The sequence below is a fragment of the Metasolibacillus meyeri genome, assembly GCF_003049505.1.
GTDB lineage: Bacteria > Bacillota > Bacilli > Bacillales_A > Planococcaceae > Metasolibacillus > Metasolibacillus meyeri.
In genome coordinates this window covers 1-5,353 of sequence record NZ_PYWN01000124.1, presented here as the reverse complement: position 1 = coordinate 5,353, position 5,353 = coordinate 1, and the positions used below count along the sequence as shown (strand labels likewise).

8 protein-coding genes are annotated in these 5,353 nt (G+C 34.8%); 5 read left to right on the top strand and 3 right to left on the bottom strand.

From position 1 onward, the window contains the following. Positions 1-152 precede the first annotated feature (152 nt). From C9J34_RS16715 to C9J34_RS16705, 3 genes are all read left to right on the top strand, one after another. Positions 153-371 (top strand): hypothetical protein, encoded by a 219-nt coding sequence (locus C9J34_RS16715; RefSeq protein WP_107841318.1) that lies wholly within the window; start codon positions 153-155, stop codon positions 369-371. Positions 372-478: 107 nt separating this feature from the next. Next, entirely contained in the window at positions 479-907 is a 429-nt protein-coding gene (locus C9J34_RS16710) for a phage holin family protein (protein WP_107841317.1), read from the top strand. Further along, a complete protein-coding gene (locus C9J34_RS16705) occupies positions 904-1,584 on the top strand; it encodes a M15 family metallopeptidase (RefSeq protein WP_107841316.1) in 681 nt (226 codons plus the stop codon). The genes C9J34_RS16710 and C9J34_RS16705 overlap by 4 nt, the downstream gene beginning before the upstream one ends. Positions 1,585-1,727: 143 nt before the next feature. Here the strand turns inward: C9J34_RS16705 and C9J34_RS16700 are convergent, their stop codons facing one another. The 3 genes from C9J34_RS16700 to C9J34_RS16690 form a co-directional block, all read right to left on the bottom strand. Beyond that, a complete protein-coding gene (locus C9J34_RS16700) occupies positions 1,728-2,069 on the bottom strand; it encodes a hypothetical protein (RefSeq protein WP_153062645.1) in 342 nt (113 codons plus the stop codon). A 71-nt stretch (positions 2,070-2,140) separates the two neighbouring features. Then, the gene (locus C9J34_RS16695; protein WP_107841314.1) at positions 2,141-2,524 is read right to left on the bottom strand and encodes a hypothetical protein; all 384 of its coding nucleotides are present in this window, start codon (positions 2,522-2,524) and stop codon (positions 2,141-2,143) included. A 28-nt stretch (positions 2,525-2,552) separates the two neighbouring features. Beyond that, positions 2,553-3,506: a hypothetical protein gene (locus C9J34_RS16690; RefSeq protein WP_107841313.1), complete on the bottom strand. Its 954-nt coding sequence runs from the start codon at positions 3,504-3,506 to the stop codon at positions 2,553-2,555. A gap of 739 nt (positions 3,507-4,245) precedes the next feature. Here C9J34_RS16690 and C9J34_RS16685 point away from each other — a divergent pair. Further along, positions 4,246-4,461: a transcriptional regulator gene (locus C9J34_RS16685; protein ID WP_107841312.1), complete on the top strand. Its 216-nt coding sequence runs from the start codon at positions 4,246-4,248 to the stop codon at positions 4,459-4,461. A gap of 4 nt (positions 4,462-4,465) precedes the next feature. After that, positions 4,466-4,798 (top strand): YolD-like family protein, encoded by a 333-nt coding sequence (locus C9J34_RS16680; RefSeq protein WP_107841311.1) that lies wholly within the window; start codon positions 4,466-4,468, stop codon positions 4,796-4,798. Positions 4,799-5,353: the final 555 nt, after the last annotated feature.

Genomic DNA, 5,353 nt, shown 5'->3' with positions numbered 1-5,353 from the left:
CAATTTAGGTGGTAATGTAATTAACCGTAATTTGATACAAATGATAGTACCAAATGGAACGCAGTCAAACGACTAGCGTTATTTTTATTGTCTAAATTTATCACTGCGAAAAGAGCTACATCGTTGTATGATATTTAATAAGGGGTGAAACCATGTTAAATATTTTCGGATTAGCATTAGCGTTTATAGGTTCTTTCATTAGTTTAGTTACAGTTATGACCAGTAAATATGAAAAGGAAGGGATTACCTATGAGGAGTTGGAAAATTTAGGTGATGAATTTAGTAAACAAAGAACAGCCTCTACCATAGGTTTTGGGTTTATGATGATTGGTTTTTTGTTTCAAATCATAGCGGCTTACCAAAACCTATAAAGTTATAAATCCCACAATTATTTATTATTTTAATAATCCCAAACGTTTGGGAATTTGAAGGATGCGCATTTGCGTGTCCTTTTATTATATGAAAAAGGAAGTGTCACATGGAAAATAAAATAGCAATGGTAACAGGCATCGCAGGTGCTGTTATCTCGTATATGTTTAATTGGGTGGGGGTTGCTGTTACAGCACTCCTATTTTTTATGCTGGCGGATTATTTCACAGGCTTGATTGCAGCAGGTATTAATAAAGAACTTAACTTTAGTAAAGGTTTCAATGGCTTTGCGAAAAAAATGTATATTTTAGTGTTAATCGGCTCTATCTATTTATTAGAATATGTAGCCCTACATTACACTGATTTTGACATCTTTGGAGGTCATATTGGAGACGGTGCGGCGCTGGCTTATATTGCTGTAGAGGTTATTTCAATCGCTGAAAATGGCGTGAAGATGAATGCCCCAATACCTAAGTTTGTGAAAAACGTATTAAAAATTGTGAAGGATAATGTCGGACATGAGGAGGATGCAAAATGAGTGTAACCACATCATGTCGAGACCTTTCGGAGCTATTACCTGTAGCGCAAACGGCTTGTAGACTGTTATTCCAAGAATGCTACAAAGCTGGTATCCGCAATATTTTTATCACCGAAACATATCGCTCTCAAGAACGCCAAAACTACCTTTATGCACAAGGACGTACAAGGTCAGGTGCAATTGTTACATGGACGTTGAACAGCAATCATAAATCACGTTTAGCGTGGGATATTGCTGTAGCACCTCCCCAGTCGTTATATGATGTTACAACGTTAAATAAAGTAGGTGCAATTGCACAAAAGCTGGGTATTACGTGGGGCGGTCAAAAGAGTTGGGTTGATGCAGGCAAAACGGATCGACCACATTTCGAGGTTGAGACGAGCTGGAAAATGCCGAAGGGCTATCAACTTGAAGGTACTGTAATCGTGCCAAGTAATAGCAAGCTACGAGTACAACTAATTATCAAAGATAAAAAGGAGGAAACAAAAATGTCGAATATTTGGAACCCAGGAAGCCCTGCCATGCAAACAGCAGCAGAGGCTTTTTTAGCGCAGGCTGTAAAGGATGGTATTATCCAAGCGTCACACGTCAAAGACTTGCAAAACAAGCAAATGACAACGGATCGATTACTTGGTCTATATATCACAATTGACCAACGACGTAGTGTAGCAAAGTAATTGAAAAACCCGCCTTTCCGTTGTGGAGGGCGGGATTGCATTCAAGCTGCTGTGATTAATCATACATTCAAATAATAAGCAAAAGCCCGAACTCTATATAAAAAGAGTGCGGGCTTTATTCGTTTCTATACATATCGAATAGGCTAATTTTGTAAGAATTCAGCCCACTTTTTAAAAGCTTCAATTAAGGCTGGTGACTTAGTTACAGTATCAATAATAGCTTGCGACGAATTTAACATACTTTTCATTACTGACTTCTTAGGTGTTTCTCCTTCACTAGCATCTTGAGCAGTTGTAACTAATTCTTTTAATTCCTCTTTTTCATTGTTTTTCAACTCAGAAGAATCTATTTCTTGCAATAACTTTTTTAGTAAGTCCTCAGACACACCGTTGTTGACATTAATTACTGTGTTTGTTGAGCTATCACCAAAACTAAATGCCGATCCCTGTGGATTATTTACCGTAAATTGTTTATTATCTACCATTATAAATATATGCCTCCCTTTGTCTTCTAATAGTCCCATTTCAATTAGTTCATCTATTTTTTTAAAATGATTTATACCATTATGCATTCGTTGCTCAATTGGCTCTTTTTTTTTAAAGCATCCATAATAAAATCATCTGTAAAAGAAAATACTAGCATGAAATTTTCTGGTTCAAAATCATTTTCGTCACATGAATAACAATCGAAATATTCTTCTTCTATAGGTTCACTTAATAAAAATTCATCACATTTGTGATTGTTTGGGCAAAGTAATATTTTTTTTGCTATTATTTCGAATCCATCCTTGCTCATAAGATATTTAAATACATTTTCATAATAGCTATCGCCTAATCCCATTTCATAAAGAACATTTTCTACAGTAAAATCAATTATGGAGGGGGAGTTAGATGCCCATTTATTTAAAATTTCATTTACTTTATTATAGGATAAACTCATTTAAATCCCCTCCTAGATTTCATTGAACTTAGCTTATTGGTTCTGGCGTTGCAAGTGTGCTACCATTATTTACAATAACCAATGTATCAAGAACATGGTCAACTACTACTTCAGGTACTGCTGAGGTGAATTTAAAATAACTAGCCTTAATGTTTACCTCAAATTTAACTTCTATTACTATATTAGTTATGGGATCAGTATATGAATAAAAACAATCATCATCCATAGTGTCGTTTGTTGGATACCCTAAACCTTCAATTGCAGTAGTTATAGATTGAAAAGTCATATCTACATCTAAATTTATACCTTTTTTCGCATTAAATTTCAAGCTACCCACAGTGGAAGGTAACGCTATTTGAGTAGATGCTCTTCCAGCAGAGAGCAAAGAATAAAGTTGTTTAGCCGCTGGAATTGTTAATTTCGGAACCAGATACCATTTATATGGTGCTCCAAATCCCATTAATTTCATAATATATTCTGCATATTTTTTTACTTCTCTTGCCGAACAGCGTAATTCAATTAACTCATCTTCACCAAAATGTATAACTAATGATGTTAGATGTGCATAAGAAGAAGGTATTGAACTGTAACCGGATTTCCTTGAATTAAATCGTTCTTCTACTAATTTGATATAAATTGCATTCCCTTCATGCTTAATTGCACAAATCTTGATTTCTGGAGTGTAGGTGGGTTGCCATTCATTATTAACCTGGGAATTTTGAATAACCCCTTCAGTAATCAGTGTTTTGATAAACATTTCAGGTGTTTTGGATTTATCAGGAAAATTGGATTCAACTTTACAGATTGATAGATAACTTGCAGGAAATTTGAATTGCTCGTTTAAATAGATTAAATCCTCTTCTTTTCCCTTTGCAATTAATTCTTCTTCAATTTCATCTGCAAACTTACCTCGGTGAATCACTTTATTTAATTTTGCAAATTGGTTTAAATATTTCTTTGGAATATTTTCGTATTTTGCCATAGTACCCTGCCTTCCTAATTATGATAGGTGGCTATAGAATCGACAATCAAACAAAATTATGTTATAATTTTTTTAACAGTTATTTTTTCTATAGAACACCAAAGATACATTCGGCTAAATGTATCTTTTTTATTGTAAGAACATAATACCACTATCTCCTTGTATTATACAAATTTTCTAAGCATATATAACTAAAATATGCCCGAGACCTTGGGTATACATCAACAAAGAGCACATCACAAAAATTTGTGAAGCACTCGTATAAATGTCCGCATCGAGATGTACATTTTTGCTTGTCTAAGCATGTACACTTTCGCTCAAAATGTACTTCTCTATTCATGTGTATGAATAATTACAACTTGACTTGGAGACCTCTACTCGCATGAATCGGCAGCCAAAACCCAGCTACTGCAAGGGCTGGCTAGCCGAAAAAGGCTATCATGCTCGCCACTCCAAGTAAAGTTGTAATATACATTGGTGAGCAAAAATGTACATGGTTATACGAGCGTTTTTGTACGTACTTATAAGCGCATTTATACACTCGAAATAAAGCGTATTGAGGATATTTTGGAACTTGTAGAGGACAGATAACTTATTATAGTTATCTGTTTTTTTGTTGGGTGAAAATAAAAAAGCCACTCATTGAGCAACTTGTGAATACATAAATTACCTGTAATATATTAAGAACGGTTGTTCTATAATGATTGCAAACAGATGTTCTTGGTAGGAGTGAAATGAAATGCGTAATCAACTAATAAAAGCAATGAAATATAGTCAATTGATTGATGTAATGTATATAGCGCGCGATGGCAAAATCTCAAAACGTCGCGTGAGAATTATTAAGATAACTGGTGATACCGTGCAAGTGTATTGCTTCAACAAGCAAGCCAAACGCACTTTTATTATTGATAATGTGTTGGCAATAGCTTCAGTTATTAAAAAGAAAGGGGAGTAGTCTAGTGCTTAAAGATAGAGGATTAAAAAAGTGGCAAGGTATGATGATAACTGAACATGTAGAGTTAATAAAGGAAATGGATAGGGAAGCAGCCGTAGAAAAGCGAAGAACATTAAGTGAATGGGAACTTGAAGATTTACAAATGACTATCAATCAAGCGCTACAGCAGAATATAGTAGTTAATTTGGATGTGTGGGAAGGGGATAGATATACGAAACACAAAGGTGTTATAAAAGCCATAGACAGCAATACACTTAACCTAGCAACATTAAATAGTATAAAGTCTATTAGTCTTAAAAATATACATGAAGCTAAATTAGATGAATACTTTGATTGAAAGAAATAAGTCACCCCTCATCAAAGTGGGTGACTTTTTAAGTATAGCACCAACCCGTTTTTTATTAAAAACGTACCCCATCTTGTACCCCAAATCAATAGTTTTAAATCGGTTAAAATCCTTTTGGGACATTAGAGTGAAAAGTAATGATTTTACTTTTCATAATCTACAAAACCGCATAGTTGTGCTGTTTCTGTTATATGACTTGCTTTAAAAAGTTTCAAATTAACCGAAACACCATTATTTTTAACAAAAGCGTATAATTCGTTGGAATTCGTCAATGTTCGTGCTACGATAAATATACTAACGAAAATTGGTGAATAAATAAAAGTATCATACATGAACATTATGTAGCGATGTTTTTAGCGTCAGGTATAGAAGTCTCCCACCTCTATAGGAGGCTGACATACTTGCATTAGCCCCATATCAACGGGTGTCCAAACATCCGCTGAAAAAGAGGAACTCAGTCTAAGAACGCCACAACACGCGCGCAACGACTGAGTGACCAACATCGTGTTGGCCTAAGCCTCCGGCGGATGTCACAGATTTTGAAGA

What these genes read in the sequence shown, in the direction of transcription:
- C9J34_RS16715 (WP_107841318.1), top strand. Translation starts at nt 153, where the DNA reads ATGTTAAATATTTTCGGATTAGCATTAGCGTTTATAGGTTCTTTCATT.
- C9J34_RS16710 (WP_107841317.1), top strand. Translation starts at nt 479, where the DNA reads ATGGAAAATAAAATAGCAATGGTAACAGGCATCGCAGGTGCTGTTATC.
- C9J34_RS16705 (WP_107841316.1), top strand. Translation starts at nt 904, where the DNA reads ATGAGTGTAACCACATCATGTCGAGACCTTTCGGAGCTATTACCTGTA.
- C9J34_RS16700 (WP_153062645.1), bottom strand. Translation starts at nt 2,069, where the DNA reads ATGGTAGATAATAAACAATTTACGGTAAATAATCCACAGGGATCGGCA.
- C9J34_RS16695 (WP_107841314.1), bottom strand. Translation starts at nt 2,524, where the DNA reads ATGAGTTTATCCTATAATAAAGTAAATGAAATTTTAAATAAATGGGCA.
- C9J34_RS16690 (WP_107841313.1), bottom strand. Translation starts at nt 3,506, where the DNA reads ATGGCAAAATACGAAAATATTCCAAAGAAATATTTAAACCAATTTGCA.
- C9J34_RS16685 (WP_107841312.1), top strand. Translation starts at nt 4,246, where the DNA reads ATGCGTAATCAACTAATAAAAGCAATGAAATATAGTCAATTGATTGAT.